We start from the raw sequence: 20,114 nt of genomic DNA on the forward strand, positions 1-20,114 counted from the left end.
CATCCTTATTTAAAAATTCATCCCTATGGTGCGTCACGTTTTGTCAGATTCGTGAAACGCTGTAGTTTCTTTGAATTGTCGCGTGTGATTACCGTAAAACTGCTCCATTGTTTTGCGCAACATGCTCTGGAACTCTAAAATTCAGGTCCGTAAATGCTCGAGAAGACCTACGATTCCGCATCCGTAGAACCCAAGATCGCCAAGGCTTGGGATGATGCAAACGCGTTTCGCGCTGGTGCTAACGCAAAGCCCGGCGCTGAAACGTTCACGATTGTCATCCCGCCACCGAATGTGACCGGCTCGCTCCACATGGGGCATGCGCTGAACAACACGCTTCAGGACATCATGGTCCGCTTCGAGCGTATGCGCGGCAAGGACGTGCTGTGGCAGCCGGGCATGGACCATGCCGGCATTGCCACGCAGATGGTTGTCGAGCGCAAGCTGATGGAAAACAAGCTTCCTGGCCGTCGCGAGATGGGCCGTGAGGCTTTCGTCGAAAAGATCTGGGAGTGGAAGGAAGAATCGGGCGGGTTGATCTTCAATCAGCTGAAGCGTCTGGGCGCATCCTGCGACTGGTCGCGTGAGCGCTTCACCATGGACGAGGGGCTTTCCGAGGCCGTTCTCGAAGTCTTCGTTACGCTCTACAAACAGGGCCTGATCTACAAGGACAAGCGCCTTGTGAACTGGGACCCCAAGCTGCTGACGGCGATTTCCGATCTGGAAGTCGAGCCGCAGGAGATCAAGGGCAATCTCTGGCACTTCCGCTATCCGCTTGAAAAGGGCGTGACCTACGAATTCCCGGTTGCTTTCGATGAAGAGGGCAAGCCGACCGAATTCGAGACCCGCGATTATATCGTTGTTGCGACGACCCGGCCCGAGACGATGCTGGGCGATACCGGCATTGCTGTTAATCCGGAAGACGAGCGTTACAAGGGTATCGTAGGCAAGCATGTCATTCTGCCGATCGTCGGGCGCAAGATCCCGATCGTTGCGGATGATTATGCCGATCCGACCGCCGGAACCGGTGCGGTGAAGATTACGCCTGCGCATGACTTCAATGACTTTGAAGTTGGCAAGCGCGCGGGTCTTCGCGCCATCAACATCATGAATATCGATGGCACGATCTGCATCAAGGAAAACGAGGACTTCCTCGAAGGGCTGGATCATCCAGCCGCTCTGCATGGCGCATGGGACCGTCTGGAAGGGCAGGACCGTTTTGCCGCGCGCAAGATCATCGTGGAAATCTTCGAAGAGGCTGGTCTGCTCGACAAGATCGAGCCGCACAAGCACATGGTGCCGCATGGCGACCGTGGCGGCGTGCCTATCGAGCCGCGCCTGACGGAACAGTGGTATGTGGACGCCAAGACGCTGGCAAAGCCCGCGATTGAGAGCGTGCGCGAAGGCCGCACCAATTTCGTGCCGAAGAACTGGGACAAGACCTACTACGAATGGATGGAGAACATCCAGCCGTGGTGCGTTTCCCGCCAGCTGTGGTGGGGACATCAGATTCCCGCATGGTACGGCCCGGATGGTCAGGTCTTTGTTGAAAAGAGCGAAGAAGACGCGCTACAGGCGGCCATTCAGCACTATCTGTCCCATGAGGGACCATGGAAGGCATGGGTTGAGGAGAAGCTTGAGAACTTCAAGCCGGGCGAAATTCTGACCCGCGACGAAGACGTTCTCGACACATGGTTCTCGTCTGCTCTGTGGCCATTCTCGACGCTGGGCTGGCCGGAAAAGACGCCGGAAGTTGCGCGCTATTACCCGACCAACGTGCTCGTGACAGGCTTCGACATCATCTTCTTCTGGGTTGCCCGGATGATGATGATGGGCCTGCACTTCATGAAGGACGATGCGGGCAACCCCGTTGAGCCGTTCAACACGGTCTATGTCCACGCGCTGGTTCGTGACAAGAACGGGCAGAAGATGTCGAAGTCCAAGGGCAACGTCATCGATCCGCTGGACCTGATTGACGAGTATGGCGCGGATGCGCTGCGCTTTACGCTTGCCGTGATGGCAGCGCAGGGCCGTGACGTGAAGCTGGACCCGGCCCGCATCGCTGGCTACCGCAACTTCGGCACCAAGCTGTGGAATGCGACCCGCTTTGCCGAGATGAACGGGGTGAAGCGCGACCCGCATTTCATTCCTGAAGCCACGACGCAGAAGATCAACCGCTGGATTTTGACCGAGCTTGCCAATACGGCAAAGGAAGTCACAGGCTTTATCGAGAACTACCGCTTCAACGATGCGGCAAGCTCGCTTTATCGCTTCGTGTGGAATCAGGTCTGCGATTGGTATCTGGAACTGCTGAAGCCTGTGTTCAGCGGTGACGACGAAGACGCCAAGAGAGAAGCGCAGGCTTGCGTGGCCTACGTGCTGGAAGAAATCTACAAGCTGCTGCACCCGTTCATGCCGTTCATGACGGAAGAGCTTTGGGCGCATTCAGCGGGTGAGGGCGAAAGCCGTGCGGACCTGCTGTGCCACACGGATTGGCCAACACCTGAGTTCCGCGATGATGCGGCGGCGGCTGAAATCAACTGGCTTGTCGATCTGGTGTCGGGCATTCGCTCGACCCGTGCAGAGATGAATGTGCCACCGGGTGCCACCGCACCGCTGGTGATTGTTGCGGCAAACCCGACCACGGAAGCGCGCCTGGACCGCCATTCAGCGGCGATCCGCAGACTGGCCCGTGCAGACGAGATTCGGGCCGCTGATGTGGCTCCGAAGGGTTCTGCACAACTGGTGCTGGGCGAGGCGACCGTGTGCATTCCGCTCGGCAACCTCATCGATGTCGCGGCTGAAAAGGCGCGTCTCGACAAGGCTATTGGCAAGGCGGAAGCCGAGCTGGAGCGGATCGACAAGAAGCTCTCGAACGAGAAGTTCGTGGCCAATGCAGACCCTGAGGTCGTCGCTGCGGACCGCGAGCGAAAAGCCGAGCTTGATATGCAGGTGGCAAGCTTGCGCACCGCGCTGCTCCGTGTGAACGAAGCCGGATAACATTCAACATTTGGCCGCCTTCGGGCGGCCAAATTGTTTGCGCGTCATTTTTGTGGTGATGGCAGAGATTTATCGCGTAACAACGCGATCAGGGTGCTGCGAAATCAAAATAGCCGCAGACCGGCACGTGGTCCGAGGGCTTTTCCCAGGCGCGGACGTGCTTTTCAATCGAGACGGACTGGAGCTTATCAGCTGCCTGCGATGACAGCATGAGGTGATCGATGCGGATGCCGTTGTTCTTTGGCCATGCGCCAGCCTGATAATCCCAGAACGTATAAAGTCCAGCCTCATCGGTCGTGGCGCGGGTGGCATCAACAAGGCCGAGATTTTCCAGTTGCCGGAATGCGGCGCGGGTCTTGGGCAGGAACAGCGCATCGCCTTCCCAGGCGCGTGGATCATAGCAATCGAACGGTTCCGGGATGACGTTATAATCCCCGGCTAGAATGAGGGGTTCTTCAAGAAGAAGACGGTCCTTGGCGTGAAGGCGCAAGCGCTCCATCCATGCCAGCTTGTAGGGGTATTTGACCGGATCATCAGGTGGGTTGCCGTTCGGCAGATACAGCGAGCAAACGCGGATAACGCCGCCTTTGACGGAAAAGACGCCTTCGATGAAGCGCGCCTGTTCATCCGCATCATCACCGGGCAAGCCGCGATGGATTTCATCCGGCATCATCTTGGAAAGCAGCGCGACGCCGTTGAAACCCTTCTGGCCGTGGGTTTCCACATGGTAGCCAAGCGCCTCTATTTCGAGGCGGGGAAAGTTCTCATCGACCGATTTGATTTCCTGAAGGCAGGCAATATCCGGGCTCGAATCCTTCAGCCATTGGCAGAGGTTTTCGATACGCGCCTTGACGCCGTTGATGTTCCAGGTGGCAATCTTCATCGGACATTCCATTTTCGCTACGGTTTGTATTTAAACCATAGCCACGCGAATGCCACCCGTTTTCGCAGTTTCAACAGGCTATAAGCGACGTGGATCAGACCGAAAAGCTGGTGCCGCAGCCGCAGCTTGCTACTGCGTTGGGGTTCTTGATCTGGAAGGACTGGCCTAGGAGGTTATCGACAAAATCGATCTCGGAGCCTTCCATGTAGACAACCGACATGCTGTCGATCAGCACCTTGGCATTGTCTCTGGAAATCACGAGGTCATCGTCCGTCGGCGCGCCGTCAAGATCGAACTTGTAGGAGAAGCCCGAGCAGCCGCCGCCTTCGACGGAGACGCGCAGGGACTGCTTGCCCTCTTCGGACGAAACGATCTGGGCGATTCGCTTTGCAGCGGATTCTGAGAGTGTAATCTGTGTGGTCATGTGGTTTCTCCAACCGGGGTCAAGAACCGGAGAGCGGTGTTTTTCTGTCGAGCGATTATAAACCAGTCAAATTAACGGTCTATAGCCGTGTTGCGCGGCGATGACGCTTTGCTGCAACCTTCGAGATAGGTATGAAGGGTAAAGGCAAAGGTCAATGGCAAGACCGCGTGATAACGTTCAGCAGGAGAACGAATGATAATCGATCAGCGTGCACTGGGTTTCGGAAGCGGAGAGCGGGCGGTTTATGCCACCGACCCATGGACGACGCGCGGACGCCTGTTTCCCGAGACATCCAGCCTGACGCGCTCCGAGTTTCAGCGTGACCGCGACCGCATCGTTCACACAACCGCCTTCAGACGCCTGAAGCACAAGACGCAGGTGTTCATCAGCCCTGATGGCGACCATTACCGCACGCGGCTGACGCACACGGTGGAAGTGGCGCAGATTGCCCGCGCGCTGGCTCGCGCGCTCAAGCTGGATGAGGACCTTGCGGAAGGCGTGGCGCTGGTTCACGATTTTGGCCACACACCCTTTGGCCACACCGGCGAGGACGCGCTGGACGAGATGCTGAAGCCCTATGGCGGCTTTGACCACAATGCGCAGTCGCTGCGCATCGTGACCAAGCTTGAGCGTCGCTACGCCGAATATGACGGCATCAACCTGACATGGGAAACGCTGGAAGGGCTGGTGAAGCACAACGGCCCGCTGGTGGGCGAAAACGCCCATGGAAGCCACGGCCCGGTTGCCCTGCCCATTCTGGAATATTGCGCGTTGCAGGATCTGGAAATCGGCACATTTGCCAGCCTAGAAGCGCAGGTTGCGGCCATTGCCGATGATATCGCTTACAACACCCACGACATCGATGACGGCCTGCGGGCAGGGTATCTGACCTTCGACATGCTGGAGGAGGTGCCTTTTCTCAGCGGCCTGATGGCAGAAGTTCGCGGCAAATACCCGAATCTCGAAGATGATCGCTTCGCCCATGAAATCATGCGCCGCCAGATAACCCGCATGGTGGAAGACGTTATCGGCGTTGCGCAGCAAAACCTTTTGAAGCTGAAGCCGACTTGCGCCGCCGATATCAGGGCTGCCAGTTTCACGGTCGCTACGTTCTCGCCTGAGATGGCCGAAACAGACAGGCAAATCAAGAAGCTGCTGTTCAAGCATATCTACCGCCATGCCGATATCATGCGCATCCGGGCAGGTGCCACGCAGATTGTGACCGACCTGTTTCACCGTTACATGGAAACGCCAGCGGAAATGCAGAGCCATCATTGGGTTGATGTCATTTCAGGCATGAGCGTGGGGGCAAAAGCCCGGCATGTGGGGGATTATCTGGCCGGTATGACCGACAGTTATGCACTGAAAGCCCACCAGCGCCTGTTTGACCACACACCCGATTTACGATAGGCAGCGGCACCGCAGAACCGGTTTTTCAATGCCGGAACCTCAAGAGACAGCCTTCGCGCAGGTATATTATCATGAACCTTTTTGCCGATTTCGATACCAGAATCAAAAACGCGCTTGAGACGATCGACCTCGTCAAAGCCAACCGCGATGCTGTCGATTTCGGCCGAATCACCGTGGAGTCGCCGCGCGATCCAAGCCATGGTGATGTTGCGACCAACGCCGCCATGGTTCTGGCCAAGCCGCTGGGCACAAATCCCCGTGCGCTGGCAGAGCTGATTGTTCCGGCACTTGAGCAGGACGAGGACATTGACAGCGTCAATGTTGCCGGTCCGGGCTTCATCAATATCCGTGTTTCCGTGGCCTACTGGCAGCGGCTGCTGGCGGGCATGATCGGGCAGGGCGACAATTACGGCCGCTCGACTGTGGGTGCAGGCAAGAGCATCAACGTTGAATATGTCTCGGCCAACCCGACTGGCCCCATGCATGTGGGCCACTGCCGTGGCGCCGTGGTGGGCGATACGCTGGCAAACATTCTGGCGTTTGCCGGATATGGCGTGACCAAGGAATATTACATCAACGATGCTGGCTCGCAGATCGATGTGCTGGGCCGTTCCGTTTTCCTGCGTTACCGCGAAGCGCTGGGTGAAGATGTGGGTGCGATCCCGCCGGGCCTCTATCCCGGTGATTATCTGGTGCCGCTTGGGAAATCGCTGGCGCAGGAATTTGGCACAAAGCTTCGCGCCATGCCGGAAGACCAGTGGCTGCCCATCATCAAGGACCGGGCCATCGATGCCATGATGGCAATGATCCGCGAGGATCTTGCCGCGCTCAACGTCAAGCATGACCTGTTCTATTCGGAGCGCACGTTGCATGCGGGCAATGGCGGACCCATCCAGTCTGCTATCAACGATCTGACCTTCAAGGGCCACGTCTATAAGGGAACCCTGCCGCCACCAAAGGGTGAGCTGCCGGACGACTGGGAAGACCGCGAACAGACGCTGTTCCGCTCCACGGAAGTGGGCGATGACATGGACCGCGCGCTGATTAAGTCAGACGGTTCCTACACCTATTTTGCCGCTGACGTTGCCTATTTCAAGGACAAGTATGATCGCGGCTTCGGCGAGATGATCTATGTTCTGGGCGCTGACCACGGCGGCTACGTGAAGCGGCTGGAAGCAGTTGCGCGGGCTGTCTCCGAAGGCAAGTCCAAGCTGACGGTTCTTCTGTGCCAGATGGTCAAACTTTTCCGTAATGGTGAGCCGGTTAAAATGTCGAAACGCTCCGGCGATTTCGTGACATTGCGCGACGTTGTGGACGAGGTTGGACGCGACCCTGTGCGATTCATGATGCTCTATCGGAAGAATTCCGAACCTCTGGACTTCGATTTTGCCAAGGTAACGGAGCAATCCAAAGATAATCCGGTATTTTATGTGCAGTATGCGCATGCCCGCTGCATGTCTGTTTTCAGGCAGGCGAAAGAGGCATTTCCGAACCTGGATGTTGCCACGGCAACGCTGGTTGATGGTGCGTCTTTGATTAGCGATATCAATGAGTTGCAGCTTATTGCTAAACTGGCTGAATACCCTCGTCTGATCGAATCTGCGGCGCTCAATCACGAGCCGCATCGTCTGGCTTTTTACCTGTATGATCTGGCCAGTTCCTTCCATGGACACTGGAATAAAGGTAAAGATCAGCCAGAATTACGTTTTGTTAACGATAAAAACCGAGAATTGAGCGTTGCCAGATTAGGGCTGGTGAATGCTGTCGCAAACGTACTGCGGTCGGGACTGACGCTTTTAGGAGCGGACGCACCTGACGAAATGCGATAACATCTCACCATTATTTGCTCACAATACGCTGGCAAGTGCTGTGATGCGTAGATGGTGGAACACGTAATGGTCGAAAAAAATGTCGCGTATAACCGGGATAACCGGGCAGATGAGTTCGCTGACAACGATCCCTTGGCGCAATTGGCCCGTTTGGTTGGCCAAGAGGATCGCCCATCCCATGTTGCTTCCCCGGCTGCGCAGCATCCGGCGCAACGTCGGGAGCCTGAATTCAATCTCGAAGACGAACTGCTTCGCGAATTCGCGATCTATGATTCGCCACGCTATGAGCCCGTAGCGCTGGATGCGGCAAACGATACTCGTTCTCCGGTTCCTGCCAACGAATTCATGCAGCGCGTCGAATCCGTGTTCGCCCGCAAGGAGCCAGAACTGGCACCGCCAGCGCCTGCACCTGTGGAACACTATGCGCCAGCCGAAACGGAAGAGTTTCTGGTTGCCGAGCATGGAGCTCAGCCAACTGCCGCGTCCGACCTGCGTGATGAGTTCAGCGATGACCCTGAACAGGTAGCAGCACTGTTTGATGTTGCGCACCGTCAGGCGCCAGCGCCGCAGCCGTTCTACCAGGACGTCATCGAACAGGCACCTCAGTACGTCGAGCCAGCCGCCTATGTCGAGCCAGAGCCACAGGTTGAGCAAGCCTATTACGCTGAGCCTGTCTACGCCGAACCGGCCTTTGACATTCCAGCGCAGTCGCAGCTCGACGCATCGGTTGCGAACCAGCCGAACTGGGAGTTGATGGCTGAAACCTCTGGCGAGACGGCCATTGACCTGGCCAGCGAGCTGGAGCTTTCCGTTGCTGAAGACGCATCCGTCGCAGCACCCGTTCAGACATCCCCATCCATCGCCCGTCGTTCTTCGTTGGATTATTCCAGCCTTCGTCTGCCGCTTGCCAATTTCGGCGCGCCACGTGCAGCACCTGTTACGCCCAAGGCTGAAGAGCCAGCAGCCGTGGCGGCGCAGTTCGTGCAGCCGGTTGAAGCACCGGTCAGCCACGTTGAGCCTGTCTTGCCTGCCGGACAGAAGCTGTCCGCAATGGATGAGCTGATCTTCGACGTCGCGAAATACGAGATCGGCACGAAGGATTCTCGCGTTGCAGAGCCTGCAGCGCGCATTGAGCCTGTGGTTTCTGTCGCGCCGCCAATCGCTACGGCACCCGCCGCGCAGCCTGTTGCACCGCAGCCAGCACCTGTTGCCAGACGGGAAGAGCCAGCCTTCGTGGCAGCACCCGTTCAGCCTGTCGCAGCACCGGTTGCGACCGCGAAGTCCGAACCTGCATTCGAAGAGTTCAAGGATGATGACTTCGAACTGGCGCTCGATGATTTCGATTTTGATATCGACCTCTCCGAGATTGCCAACATTGATGTGGCTGTAGCTCCACCTGCAGCGCCTGTTGTTGCAGCCCGCCCTGCGCCGGTCGCGCCAGCACCCGTTCAGCCAAAGCCTGTTGCTGCTGCACCGGTGGCCGCTGCTCCTGTTGCACGCGTGGAGCCGCCGCGTCCGGCTGCGCCTGTCGTAACCGCGCCGCCAGCCACTTTGGACAGCCTGCCATTCGACCCATCGCAGATTGGCGAAACGGAAGACCAGACGGAAACCATCGCCGAGATGGAAGTTCCTGAGCTGCCCGTCGGCGTTTTCGAGCCAAAGCCTGCGCCACGTCGCCAGGAAGAAGATCTTGATCTTGATACCGAACTGGCAGCGCTCTTTGCACCGGCCATGTCTGGCGGGCTTGATCGCCACAAGAATGCCGCTGCCACGCGTCAGCCTCAGCCAACGCAGGATGAGGTGGATGAATTTGAACGTGCGCTGGAGCAGGATTTCCGCCGCAGCATGGAAGAAGCCGCGAAATCCGGCTCCTACACAGACCGCGTGACTCCAACCGATCTGGCCCAGAACGTGCGCTACGAGGATGAGGAGCGGAGCGGTGGCCGTCGCTGGTTCGTGCCAATGGCCGCTGCCATCGGCGTGTTGCTTGTTGGCGGTGGTACCTATGCGCTGATGTTCGGTGGCTCATCGAGCGAAGGCTCGAATGGCGCACCTGTCATCATCTCCGCCGATAGCGAACCGACAAAGGTTGTGCCTGATAATCCGGGTGGTCGTGTTGTTCCGAACCAGGACAAGGCGGTTTATGACCGCGTTGCCGGAGCCGCACCTGCGGACCCCAAGCAGCCATCGCTGATCTCCAGCAACGAGCAGCCCGTGGATGTCGTGCAGCGCACGCTGATCCCCGAGCAGCTGCCGCTTGAGGGCGAAAACGAAGACATGGAGGCACTGGCCTCGACACCGGTGGGTGAGACGGAAGATCCGCGCTTGCTGTCTCCGGAAGAAAAGGCACGGTCTGAAGAAAATCAGGGTGGCTCGCCTGTCAACGTATCGCCGCGCAAGGTTCGCACGATGATCGTTAAGCCTGACGGCACTCTTGTTGCGCAGGACGTACCAGCTCCCGCTGCACAGGCTGCGCCGCAGGCTGACAAGATCGACGAGCTTGCCGCACCGAAGGCCACGTCTGCCGCAGAAGCTGCCCCAACCGTGATTGCCGCGTCGCGTGTTCCTGTCGCACCAGAACAGCCCGCTCAGCCACAGACGCCTGCAGCTGCGCCAGTTGCAGCCGCACCGAAGCCTGCACAGACGGCGGCTCCGCTTCCGGCCTCTCGCCCGTCGGCCCAGCCTGCCAATGTAACGGCAACGGTGACCAGCGAGGGCAACGTTCGCCCGGCAGCGCCTTCGCAGCCTGCGCAGGAAACTGCCGCTGCGCCAACGCCTGCCACCAACACGTCCTCGACGGGTGGTTACTATGTGCAGGTTGCCTCGCTTCCAAGCCAGGCTGAAGCACAGAAGTCCTATCAGAGCCTGTCGGCAAAGTTCGGCTCGGTCATCGGCGGCCGTGGCGTTGATATCAAGGCTGCTGAAATTGCCGGAAAGGGCACGTTCTACCGCGTCCGCATTCCAGCCGGTGACAAGAACGAAGCGGCAGCACTTTGCGAACGCTTCCGCTCTGCCGGTGGCAGCTGCCTCATCGCCCGCTGATTTGGGGTGACAAACATTGAAGCCGGGACGTTGTCGCTCCCGGCTTTTTCATGCCTACCGATTTCCAAGCAGGATACATCCATGACCGACACAAAAGCTATGATCCTTGGCTGTAGCGGCCTGACACTGACGGATGACGAGATTGCGCTTTATAAGGCCGAGCGTCCCTGGGGCTTTATTCTGTTCGGGCGCAACATTGGCGACGCCAAGCAGATTGCCGATCTCGTTGCCTCCATGCGCGATACCGTCGGGCGTCCCAATGCGCCTGTGTTGATCGATCAGGAAGGTGGTCGCGTTCAGCGCATTCGCCCACCCATCCTGCAATCCTATCCCAATGCTCAGGCGCTGGGAGAGATCTATCGGCGAGACCGCAGCCAGGGCCTGAGAGCTGCGTGGCTGATGTCGCGCCTGCATGCCTTTGACCTGATGAAGCTTGGCATCAACGTGGATTGCCTGCCTGTGCTGGACGTTCCAGTCGAAGGGGCAAGCAATGTCATCGGCAACCGTGCCTATGGGTTCGATCCGGCGCTGGTATCGGCCATGGGGCAGGCGGCGGCGGATGGCCTGAAGGCGGGCGGCATGCTGCCTGTCATGAAGCACATTCCCGGCCATGGGCGAGGCATGGTCGATTCCCACCATGAATTGCCGGTGGTTGATGTGCCACTGGCCGAGCTGGACGCGCATGATTTCGTGCCCTTCCGCGCCCTGAACAAGGAACTGATGGCGATGAGCGCGCATCTTGTGTTTACCGCCATTGATGCCGAGCGTCCGGCCACGACATCGCCAGTCGTTATCGAAGAGATCATCCGCAAACGGATCGGCTTCGATGGTCTCCTGATCTCTGACGACAGCTCGATGAATGCGCTGAAAGGCACATTGGGAGAGCGGGCGGCGAATATTGTTGCGGGTGGCTGCGATATAGTCTTGCATTGCAATGGCGTGATGGATGAAATGCTTCAGGTCGTGAGGGAAGTCCCTGTTCTTTCCGGCAAAGCTCTGGAGCGTGCGCGCGCTGTCGAAACCGGCTTCCCGGTTGCTGATGGTGCGGATGAGGCGGCGCTGCGAGACGAATTCAACGCCATGCTGGCGGTTGCCTAAGAGGCAGCCCGGCCGGGCGGCTTCAAGGATCAGGCCCGGTGGACGAATGAATGGCGGCAGATAAATCGCGCGGCGGTGTGCCGATGGAGAAGCTCTGGGAGGATATCAAGCCAGAGCGTGCCACAGGCGAATCCGCTTTCATGATCGATGTGGCGGGCTTTGAAGGCCCGCTCGATCTGTTGCTTCACCTTGCCCGCACCCAGAAGGTCGATCTTTCGCGCATTTCGGTGCTGGCGCTGGCTGAGCAATATCTCGTTTTTGTGGAGCGTGCGCGCCAGGTGCGTATCGAGCTAGCAGCCGACTATCTTGTCATGGCGGCGTGGCTTGCGTTTCTAAAATCCAAGCTGCTCATTCCGCAGCAAAGCAAGGATGAGGGCCCAAGCGGCGAGGAAATGGCGGCGACGCTTGCCTTCCGGCTGAAGCGGCTGGAAGCCATGCGGGATGCTGCGGAACGGCTGGTTAACCGCCACCATCTGGGCCGTGACGTGTTTGCCCGCGGTGCGCCCGAGCATATTCCCCATAAGAGCCGGTCATCGTTTGAGGCAAGCCTCTATGACCTGTTGAGCGCCTATGCGAACCTGCGACAGCGTCAGGCGATTACGCAGGTCACTATCGAAAAGCGGCAGGTCTGGTCGCTGGTGGATGCGCGTGAGTTGCTGACCTCCATGCTGGGCGATATTGCGGAGTGGACGGAGCTGGATGGCTATTTGCTGCAATATGTTGCCGACCCCACCATGCGGGCAACAGCGATGGCGAGCGCCTTTGCCGCATCTCTGGAGCTGGTGCGCGAGGGTTCGCTGGAAATCCGCCAGGACGGAGCCTTCCAGCCCATCTTCATGCGCAAGGGATCTGGCCGGGAAAGGACAGATGATGTCAAATGAACTGGACCTCGATAACGACGCCGCATCGAGCCAAGAGCAGACGAGCGGTGCGAGCGTGACCGAGCGACAGATGAGGGAGGCCGAACGCATTGCCGAAGCTCTCGTGTTCGCATCCGCACAACCGGTCTCCGAGGCCTTCATTGCCGAGCGCGTGCCAAAGGGAATCGATGTCGCCACGCTGATGGCTAAGCTGAAGGGCCATTATGGCGAGCGCGGCGTCAATCTCATTCAGGTCGGTGGAAACTGGGCCTTCCGCACGGCTGGCGATCTATCATTCGTGATACGAACCGATGAGAAAGAGCCGAAAAAGCTCTCCCGCGCCGCATTGGAAGTGCTGGCCATCATCGCCTATCACCAGCCGGTGACGCGGGCGGAAATCGAGGAAATCCGGGGTGTTCAGACCTCTCGGGGAACACTCGATGTGTTGATGGAAGCCGGGTGGGTGCGCTTTCGCGGACGCCGGAGAACGCCGGGAAGACCCGTTACCATGGGCACGACCATTGAGTTTCTCGATCATTTCGGGCTGGAAGAATTGCGCGATTTGCCGGGGCTGGACGAGCTGAAGGGGGCAGGGCTGCTTTCGGGCCGCATTCCCTCCAACTTCGGTATTCCCTTGCCCTCCATGAGCGATGAACTGACCGAGGATGAAGATCCCATCACGCAGCTCGACCTTGAGGAGCTCGGCTTGCTCTCGCCCAGTGGCGATGAGCCGGAGAGGTGATCGATCTATCGATGCCGGGTAGATCACAAAGAGTTGCCAGCATTTGGTAATTGCAGGATTTATAGTGTGTTATCGTTTGTTGAATCACCATTTTGGTGTTTGAAAAACCGCCGCAAACGTCTTACATCGGTGCAAAGCAAAATTCAGGGAGTTTGCGTTATGGGTTCTTTTAGTGTGTGGCACTGGCTGATCGTTCTGGTGATCGTTCTTGTCCTGTTTGGCCGTGGCAAGATTCCCGAATTGATGGGCGATGTCGCAAAGGGCATCAAGAGCTTCAAGAAGGGCATGGCAGACGAAGACGGCACGCCGCGCGCTGCTGACCGCGACACAACGCCTGAGCCGACCACCACCGTTCACGCCAAGACTGTCGACCATAAGGCTGACGAGCTCAAGTAAATGATTTTGCGGCGCGGCGTTGAACGCTGCGCCGTAACACTGCGCATGTCAGGAGCTTTATGATGTTGGATATCGGCTGGAGCGAGCTGCTGGTGATTGCGGTCGTATTGATCGTCGTCGTCGGACCCAAGGACTTGCCGCCCATGATCCGCGCCTTTGGCAAGACCATGGCTGGTTTGCGCAAAATGGCGGGCGACTTTCGCTCACAGTTCGATGAAGCCTTGAAAGAGGCCGATATGGACGATGTGCGCCAGACGATTTCGGACGTGCGCAATCTCAATCCGACAAATTCCATTCGCGATGCGATGAACCCGCTTCGCCAGCTGGGAAATGATCTTCGCAACGACCTGAACGGTGTAACAACATCGTCCATAGCCACGAGCGCGCCTGAGGGTGCTCCGGCTGTCGATCTTGCTGCTCCTGAAATGAAGCTGCCTGACGGGCCACCGCCGATGACAACGCCGACAGCTGTGGCTGCTGCAGCGGCAACGCCAGCAACCGTCGCTGCGTCACCTGTCACGGCAATGAATGCAACACCTCTTGTGACCACGCCAGCAGTCGATCCAGGCGAAAAGCCCAAAGCCCCTCGCAAGCGTGCCGAGAAATCCGTGCAGGAAATCGAGGCCGAAAAGGTCGCAGCAAAGCCCAAGCGCGCAGCGAAGACCGTTTCTGCAAAAGACGAAGCGGCAAAGCCTGCCCGCAAGCGTGCAAGTGCCGCCGAGCCGGGTAGTGTCGCCTTGAGCAAGGATGCGCCCAAGCCCAGCACGGCGAAAGCTGCGAAAGCGGCGGTCGAGGCTGCAGCGCCGATGGTTGAGCTGGCAAAATCGATGGTCGAACCAGCTGCTACCGGGGCATCCGCTGCGAAACCAGTGAAGAAGGCCAAGGCCAAAAAGGGTGAAGCATGACTGCCGATACCGATGATAAGCCGCAGCCGCTTATTGAACATCTCATGGAGCTGCGCACGCGGCTCATCTGGTCCCTTGGTGCATTCTTCGTCGCCTTCATTGGCTGTTTCGCGGTTGCAAAGCACCTCTTCAACCTGCTCGTCATTCCATATAAATGGGCGGTCATCTGGGCCGGGCTGGACGTCGCCAAGTCGTCGCTGATCTACACCGCGCCGCAGGAATTCTTCTTCACGCAGATCAAGGTCGCCATGTTTGGCGCGCTGGTGATTTCCTTTCCGGTGATCGCTTCGCAGCTTTACAAGTTCGTGGCGCCGGGCCTTTATAAGAACGAGCGTGCGGCCTTCCTGCCGTTCCTCATTGCTTCGCCGCTTCTGTTCCTTCTGGGCGGTGCGCTGGTCTATTTCTTCTTCACGCCCATGGTCATGTGGTTCTTCCTTGCCATGCAGCAGCTGCCGGAAGATGGTGAAGTTGCGATTTCGCTGATGCCGAAGGTGTCGGAATATCTCAGCCTCATCATGACGCTTGTCCTGTCCTTTGGTCTGGTGTTCCAGCTGCCTGTGGTGACAACGCTTCTGGCGCGTGTAGGGCTGCTGACAAGCCAGTGGCTGCGCGAAAAGCGCAAGTTCGCCATTGTTGCCGCCTTCGTGGTGGCGGCTGTGCTGACGCCGCCGGACCCGATGTCCCAGATCGGTCTTGCGTTGCCCGCAATCATTCTCTACGAGATTTCCATACATTTGGCACGACTCGTGGAGAAGAAGCGCGCTGAGGAAAATGCAGGCCGTGAGCTTGAAAATTCCAGTGACGACTGACGATATTCGTCAGTATCTTCTTCAGACGCCGGGCCATGTGTCCCGGCGTTTTGTTTTTCAAAACATGATGTAAATTACGGTCTGGAACCACGATGCACGACATTAAATGGATACGCGAAAACCCTGAAGCTTTCGATGCCGGGCTTGCTCGCCGCAATGCAGAGCCGCAGTCCGCCATGCTGATCGCGCTGGATGAAAAGCGCCGCTCCGTGATCCAGACCCTGCAAGACATGCAGTCCCGACGCAACCTGGCCTCCAAGGAAATCGGCGCTGCGATGGCGCAGAAAAATACCGAGCTGGCTGAGAAGTTGAAGGCCGAAGTGGCTGACATCAAGGACACCATGCCACGGCTGGAAGAAGAGGACCGCCAGGTTTCGGCAGAACTCAACGATGCCCTGTCGCGCATTCCGAACATTCCATTCGATGATGTTCCCGTTGGCAAAGACGAGCACGACAACATCGTTGCCCGCGTTGTTGGCCAGAAGCCCGGCTGGAACCATCCGGCCAAGGAACATTACGAAATCGGTGAAGCCCTCGGCTACATGGATTTCGACCGTGCTGCCAAGCTTTCCGGTTCGCGGTTCACGGTGCTGACGAGCCAGATCGCTCGGCTGGAGCGCGCGCTTGGCCAGTTCATGATCGATCTGCACACGTCGGAGCATGGCTATACGGAAGTGTCCTCGCCACTGATGGTTCGCGATGAGGCGATGTATGGCACGGGACAGCTACCGAAATTCGCCGAAGACCTGTTCCGCACGACCGATGGCCGCTGGCTGATTCCGACTGCCGAGGTAACGCTGACCAACCTTGTTGCCGGTGAGATTCTCGACGCTGAAAAGCTGCCGTTGCGCTTCACGGCGCTGACGCCATCCTTCCGCTCGGAAGCCGGTTCGGCTGGCCGCGACACACGCGGCATGCTGCGCCAGCACCAGTTCTGGAAGTGCGAACTCGTGTCCATCACCGATGCAGAAAGCGCAATCGAAGAGCATGAGCGGATGACGGCCTGTGCGGAAGAGGTGCTGAAGCGCCTCGGCCTGCATTTCCGCACCATGACGCTGTGCACCGGCGATATGGGCTTCGGCGCGCGCAAGACCTACGATCTGGAAGTGTGGCTGCCGGGCCAGGACACGTACCGCGAAATTTCGTCCTGCTCCGTCTGCGGCGATTTTCAGGGCCGTCGCATGGATGCGCGGTACCGGGGCAAGGGCGAGAAGGCGACGAAGTTTGTCCACACGCTCAACGGCTCCGGCACGGCTGTCGGTCGCTGCCTGATCGCCGTTCTGGAAAACTACCTGAATGAAGATGGTTCGGTCACAATTCCGGACGTGCTGCTGCCTTACATGGGCGGCCTGACGCGCATCGAAAAGGCTGCTTGATAAGCCTGGGAGGACAATCATGCGGATTTTGCTGACGAATGACGACGGCATTCATGCCGAAGGGTTGGCGGTGCTGGAGCGCATCGCCCGCACGATCTCTGACGATGTCTGGATCGTTGCGCCGGAGACGGACCAGAGCGGGCTTGCGCATTCGCTGACGCTGTCTGAGCCGCTGCGACTGCGCAAGATTTCCGACAAGCATTACGCGCTGCGTGGCACGCCGACCGATTGCGTCATCATGGGCGTGCGCGAAGTGCTGCCGGGCAAGCCGGACCTTATCCTGTCAGGCGTCAATTCCGGTGCCAACATGGCCGATGACGTGACCTATTCCGGCACGATTGCGGGGGCTATTGAAGGCACGCTGCAAGGCGTTCGCTCCTTTGCGTTGAGCCAGGCCTATGCCTATACGGGCAACGCCGAACGGGTGGTGCCTTGGGAGGTTGCCGAGACCTATGCGCCTGATCTCATTCGCAAGCTGATGAATGTCGAGCTGCCCAACGAAACCTTCCTCAATCTCAACTTCCCTAATTGCGCCCCTGCCGATGTGCAGGGTGTGAGCGTGACGGGGCAGGGCAAGCTGGATTTCGGCATGACTGTCGAGCAGCGGCAGGATGGGCGAGGAATGCCCTATTATTGGCTGCGCTTTGGTGAGCGGTTGGGCACGTTCCTTGACGGTACGGATATCCATGCGGTCAAGGCGGACAGGATTTCGGTTACGCCGCTCAAGCTCGATCTGACCGACTACACGGTGAAGGATCGCGTCGCGAAGGCGCTTGGGCTGGGAGTGGACGGTTGAAATCCGCCATGGTGGAAAAAGAGGGCTTTGCCGCCCTCGTCCTGCGGCTGCGGGCCGAAGGGATTTCCGACATTGACCTGCTGACCGCTGTGGAGCAGACGCCGCGTTCGCAATTTGTGCCTGCGCAATTTGCAGCTGACGCCTATTCCAGCCGAACCATTCCCATCGATTGCGGTGCCTTCATGGAAAGCGCCGATATGGCCGTGAAGCTGGTTCACCGCCTTCAGGTCAAGCCCGGCCAGCGTGTGCTGGAAATCGGCACCGGCAGCGGTTTCATGACCGCTGTTCTGGGCAAGCGGGCAGAGCGTGTGGTTTCCATCGACCGCTACAAGACGCTGGTGGACATGGCGCACAACCGGATGGATGACCTCGGCATTCGCAATGTCGTGATTCGCCAAGCCGATGGTACGAACGGGCTGGTCGGCGAGGGCACTTTCGACCGGATCATCTCCACGGCTGCGTTTCCTACCCTTCCGCGCTTCTTTACCGAGCAGATTGTCTCGGGCGGCATGATGATCGTACCCATCACGATGGAAGATGGGCGCTGCATCATGACCCGTTTTTCCAAGACCGGCAGCCGATTCGAGTGCGAAGAAATGTTCGAGGCTCCCTACCTGCCGATAGAGCCGCATATCGCCCGATATTTGTAACATATCGGGACACTGCGCCACGCGCCGGGGTGCGGGTGGCGTGCAGGATTGATTTTATTCAAAATATTGCATGCGCGCTGTTTTGTGCAGGAACCCCCTGCCAAACAAGGCTTTCCGTTGGGCGCATGGTTATCGAATTGTCAAAAATTATCAAAACTCTATGCCGTTTTAACGACGTGGTAACACTAACACGCTTTAATCATCTCCATCGACGCATGGTTTTCCCGAGACGGGAGAGGGGCCTTGCAAAGTGTAATTCAGCCGGATCGATCCCGATGCGGTGGTTGGCGTCAGTGTAGATCGAGTCATGCGTATGAGTAATTCGCCCAAAATCGGAAAATCAATCGCAAAGATGTTCGCAGCGGCATTGCTGGCAAGCGTCGCAACGGGTTGTAGTTCGGACGCCACGCGATTTGGCGGCCTGTTTTCCGGCGGCCCGGACCAGATGACCACGGCATCCATTCCATCTCGCAGCGGTAATGTGCCAGCGCCTGTTCCGCAGAACGACATGGGCGGCGGCGGATACGCGTCTTCCGCACCGCAGGGCGGCTACGCCAACCAGAATTCTGGAATGAATCAGGCTTATCCGGCTTCCAACGGTGGTTATGGTTCGGTCCAGCCTTCGTCGGCGCGCGCGGCCTCGTCCTCGGCATCTGTCCAGCGACAGGAGCTTGCGGCACCATCGCCTGCGACACGCCGCGAACCAGCAAACCGCAGCGAAGCCATGGCTCAGCCAATGCCAACGGGCAAATCCACAGCCGCGCCTTCCATGGCTTCGGCACGTGTCAATTCCAACACGGCAGATACGCTCTCCACCGGTTCCGTCAAAGCTGCCGATACCGGCTGGCACACCGATGGTGCGTCTTCGGTAACGCTGAAGTCCGGCGAAACGATTGCGACGCTGTCCAAGCGTTACGGCGTGCCTGAGAAGGCTCTGCTTCAGGCAAACGGCCTTTCCAGCGCCTCTGCTGCTGCGCCCGGTCAGTCCGTCATCATTCCAAAGTTCGGTCAGTCTCGTAACGCCGCACGTGTGGCATCGGGCAATATCGATCTGAGCAAGGACAATAACGGCCCTGCGCCAACACGTGGACCAGAGCAGAACGTCGCTGTTCTGCCAAGCCAGAATGCCGCCCGTGACAAGGCTTCGGCAGAGGCCGGAAAGCTGACGCCTCCCGGCGGCAAGCCGCTTCCGCCAACGGGTGGATACAAGGTTCAGTCAGGCGATAGCCTTGCAAAGATTGCCCGCGCTAACGGCGTTTCGGTTGCAGACCTGAAAGCTGCAAACGGCATCACCGATGGCAATGTGCGCATTGGCCAGACGCTCAAAATCCCGGGTGCAGGCACTGACGGCATCAAGACGGCATCGGTTCAGCCACAGGCACCAGCCGCTTCCAAGCCGGTCGAGGCCCCAGTTGCTGCGGCCAAGGTCGAGGCACCAAAGGCACCAGCTGCCGCAGATGCGAGCGTCAGCGATGTCGAGAAGAAGTCCGACATGGCGTCACTTGCGCCTGAGTCCACGGGCATCGGCAAATATCGCTGGCCGGTTCGCGGCGCTGTGATCTCCGGTTTCGGTGAAAACGTCGATGGCAGTCGCAATGATGGCATCAACATCTCTGTGCCAGAGGGTACGCCGATCAAGGCTGCTGAAAACGGTGTCGTCATCTATTCCGGCAACGGCCTGAAGCAGCTGGGCAACACGGTTCTGATCCGCCACGACGATGGTCGTGTCACGGTTTACGGCAATGCGGCAAACCTTGAGGTCCAGCGTGGCCAGAAGGTTCAGCGCGGCCAGACCGTTGCCACTTCAGGCATGACGGGCAGCGCCAAGCGTCCACAGGTTCACTTCGAAGTCCGCAAGGACGCGACACCTGTGAACCCATCCTCTTTCCTTGAATAG

At 58.4% G+C, this 20,114-nt stretch carries 16 protein-coding genes; 14 read left to right on the plus strand and 2 right to left on the minus strand.

Going from position 1 to position 20,114, the window contains the following annotated elements:
- The first annotated feature begins 153 nt into the window (after positions 1–153).
- Positions 154–2,997, plus strand: coding sequence for a valine--tRNA ligase (locus ACQZ51_RS09860; protein WP_448776821.1), 2,844 nt, complete (start codon positions 154–156; stop codon positions 2,995–2,997).
- A gap of 88 nt (positions 2,998–3,085) precedes the next feature.
- On the opposite strand, the gene xth is transcribed toward ACQZ51_RS09860, so the two are convergent.
- Both xth and erpA read right to left on the minus strand, forming a co-directional pair.
- Entirely contained in the window at positions 3,086–3,880 is a 795-nt protein-coding gene (gene xth, locus ACQZ51_RS09865; RefSeq protein WP_448776822.1) for an exodeoxyribonuclease III, read from the minus strand.
- Between the two features lie 94 nt (positions 3,881–3,974).
- Entirely contained in the window at positions 3,975–4,304 is a 330-nt protein-coding gene (erpA, locus tag ACQZ51_RS09870) for an iron-sulfur cluster insertion protein ErpA (RefSeq protein ID WP_042619345.1), read from the minus strand.
- 192 nt (positions 4,305–4,496) lie between these two features.
- On the opposite strand from erpA, the gene ACQZ51_RS09875 reads away from it, so the two are divergent.
- The 13 genes from ACQZ51_RS09875 to ACQZ51_RS09935 all read left to right on the plus strand — a co-directional run bounded on the left by ACQZ51_RS09875 (position 4,497) and on the right by ACQZ51_RS09935 (position 20,114).
- A complete protein-coding gene (locus ACQZ51_RS09875; protein WP_448776824.1) occupies positions 4,497–5,714 on the plus strand; it encodes a deoxyguanosinetriphosphate triphosphohydrolase in 1,218 nt (405 codons plus the stop codon).
- Positions 5,715–5,785: 71 nt separating this feature from the next.
- Positions 5,786–7,543: an arginine--tRNA ligase gene (gene argS, locus ACQZ51_RS09880; RefSeq protein WP_448776826.1), complete on the plus strand. Its 1,758-nt coding sequence runs from the start codon at positions 5,786–5,788 to the stop codon at positions 7,541–7,543.
- Positions 7,544–7,609: 66 nt separating this feature from the next.
- Complete coding sequence (locus ACQZ51_RS09885) at positions 7,610–10,585, plus strand: SPOR domain-containing protein (RefSeq protein ID WP_448776828.1); 2,976 nt, start codon at positions 7,610–7,612, stop codon at positions 10,583–10,585.
- Positions 10,586–10,666: 81 nt separating this feature from the next.
- Positions 10,667–11,683 (plus strand): beta-N-acetylhexosaminidase, encoded by a 1,017-nt coding sequence (gene nagZ / locus ACQZ51_RS09890; RefSeq protein ID WP_448776829.1) that lies wholly within the window; start codon positions 10,667–10,669, stop codon positions 11,681–11,683.
- A gap of 50 nt (positions 11,684–11,733) precedes the next feature.
- On the plus strand, positions 11,734–12,564 hold the full coding sequence (locus tag ACQZ51_RS09895) for a segregation and condensation protein A (protein WP_448776831.1): 831 nt from the start codon (positions 11,734–11,736) through the stop codon (positions 12,562–12,564).
- A gap of 70 nt (positions 12,565–12,634) precedes the next feature.
- On the plus strand, positions 12,635–13,285 hold the full coding sequence (scpB, locus tag ACQZ51_RS09900) for an SMC-Scp complex subunit ScpB (protein WP_448777559.1): 651 nt from the start codon (positions 12,635–12,637) through the stop codon (positions 13,283–13,285).
- 159 nt (positions 13,286–13,444) lie between these two features.
- Positions 13,445–13,681: a twin-arginine translocase TatA/TatE family subunit gene (locus tag ACQZ51_RS09905; protein ID WP_448776833.1), complete on the plus strand. Its 237-nt coding sequence runs from the start codon at positions 13,445–13,447 to the stop codon at positions 13,679–13,681.
- Between the two features lie 62 nt (positions 13,682–13,743).
- On the plus strand, positions 13,744–14,586 hold the full coding sequence (tatB, locus tag ACQZ51_RS09910) for a Sec-independent protein translocase protein TatB (RefSeq protein ID WP_448777561.1): 843 nt from the start codon (positions 13,744–13,746) through the stop codon (positions 14,584–14,586).
- The gene (gene tatC, locus ACQZ51_RS09915) at positions 14,583–15,395 is read left to right on the plus strand and encodes a twin-arginine translocase subunit TatC (protein WP_192066850.1); all 813 of its coding nucleotides are present in this window, start codon (positions 14,583–14,585) and stop codon (positions 15,393–15,395) included. The genes tatB and tatC overlap by 4 nt, the downstream gene beginning before the upstream one ends.
- Positions 15,396–15,487: 92 nt before the next feature.
- Complete coding sequence (gene serS / locus ACQZ51_RS09920; protein ID WP_448776835.1) at positions 15,488–16,771, plus strand: serine--tRNA ligase; 1,284 nt, start codon at positions 15,488–15,490, stop codon at positions 16,769–16,771.
- A gap of 19 nt (positions 16,772–16,790) precedes the next feature.
- Positions 16,791–17,567: a 5'/3'-nucleotidase SurE gene (gene surE, locus ACQZ51_RS09925; RefSeq protein WP_448776836.1), complete on the plus strand. Its 777-nt coding sequence runs from the start codon at positions 16,791–16,793 to the stop codon at positions 17,565–17,567.
- Positions 17,564–18,217 carry a protein-L-isoaspartate(D-aspartate) O-methyltransferase gene (locus tag ACQZ51_RS09930; RefSeq protein WP_448776838.1) on the plus strand — a complete coding sequence of 218 codons (654 nt, stop codon included), beginning with the start codon at positions 17,564–17,566 and terminating at the stop codon, positions 18,215–18,217. Before surE ends, ACQZ51_RS09930 begins: the two co-directional genes overlap by 4 nt.
- A 307-nt stretch (positions 18,218–18,524) precedes the next feature.
- Entirely contained in the window at positions 18,525–20,114 is a 1,590-nt protein-coding gene (locus tag ACQZ51_RS09935; RefSeq protein WP_448776839.1) for a peptidoglycan DD-metalloendopeptidase family protein, read from the plus strand.

This window comes from Agrobacterium sp. CG674, assembly GCF_053521645.1.

Coding starts and splice junctions, on each gene's coding strand:
- ACQZ51_RS09860 (WP_448776821.1), top strand. CDS start 154: ATGCTCGAGAAGACCTACGATTCCGCATCCGTAGAACCCAAGATCGCC.
- xth (WP_448776822.1), bottom strand. CDS start 3,880: ATGAAGATTGCCACCTGGAACATCAACGGCGTCAAGGCGCGTATCGAA.
- erpA (WP_042619345.1), bottom strand. CDS start 4,304: ATGACCACACAGATTACACTCTCAGAATCCGCTGCAAAGCGAATCGCC.
- nagZ (WP_448776829.1), top strand. CDS start 10,667: ATGACCGACACAAAAGCTATGATCCTTGGCTGTAGCGGCCTGACACTG.
- ACQZ51_RS09935 (WP_448776839.1), top strand. CDS start 18,525: ATGCGTATGAGTAATTCGCCCAAAATCGGAAAATCAATCGCAAAGATG.
- ACQZ51_RS09885 (WP_448776828.1), top strand. CDS start 7,610: ATGGTCGAAAAAAATGTCGCGTATAACCGGGATAACCGGGCAGATGAG.
- scpB (WP_448777559.1), top strand. CDS start 12,635: ATGAGGGAGGCCGAACGCATTGCCGAAGCTCTCGTGTTCGCATCCGCA.
- ACQZ51_RS09895 (WP_448776831.1), top strand. CDS start 11,734: ATGGCGGCAGATAAATCGCGCGGCGGTGTGCCGATGGAGAAGCTCTGG.
- ACQZ51_RS09875 (WP_448776824.1), top strand. CDS start 4,497: ATGATAATCGATCAGCGTGCACTGGGTTTCGGAAGCGGAGAGCGGGCG.
- serS (WP_448776835.1), top strand. CDS start 15,488: ATGCACGACATTAAATGGATACGCGAAAACCCTGAAGCTTTCGATGCC.
- tatB (WP_448777561.1), top strand. CDS start 13,744: ATGTTGGATATCGGCTGGAGCGAGCTGCTGGTGATTGCGGTCGTATTG.
- argS (WP_448776826.1), top strand. CDS start 5,786: ATGAACCTTTTTGCCGATTTCGATACCAGAATCAAAAACGCGCTTGAG.
- ACQZ51_RS09905 (WP_448776833.1), top strand. CDS start 13,445: ATGGGTTCTTTTAGTGTGTGGCACTGGCTGATCGTTCTGGTGATCGTT.
- tatC (WP_192066850.1), top strand. CDS start 14,583: ATGACTGCCGATACCGATGATAAGCCGCAGCCGCTTATTGAACATCTC.
- surE (WP_448776836.1), top strand. CDS start 16,791: ATGCGGATTTTGCTGACGAATGACGACGGCATTCATGCCGAAGGGTTG.